Source organism: Staphylococcus sp. EG-SA-2 (genome assembly GCF_017152085.1).
In genome coordinates this window covers 1-311 of the sequence record NZ_JACYHC010000343.1, presented here as the reverse complement: position 1 = coordinate 311, position 311 = coordinate 1, and the positions used below count along the sequence as shown (strand labels likewise).

Here is a 311-nt window from a genome sequence, read left to right as displayed (position 1 = left end):
GGCACATTGTTGTAAGCTGACTATATGTCAGCTTCTGTGTTGGGGCCCCTGTCTTCGACTGGCACTGCTCCCTCAGGAGTCTCGCCATTAATACTACGTATTAACATGTAATTTTACTTTGAAATACTTTAAAGCCCAAATTAATCAAAAGCTTTCTGAACCAGAAACGAAAAAATCTATAGTTAAAGAAAAATTGATGTAGAGCCTGTTTTTGGATTTATGAAGGCTATTTTGGGTTTCACTCGAATGTCAGTTCGAGGAATAAATAAAGTTAAACGAGAGCTAGGTTTTGTATTAATGGCACTTAATAT

At 36.3% G+C, this 311-nt stretch carries 1 pseudogene; it reads left to right on the top strand.

From position 1 onward, the window contains the following. Positions 1-109: 109 nt before the first annotated feature. Positions 110-311, top strand: a pseudogene (locus IDG60_RS03290) (transposase); the annotation flags it as partial.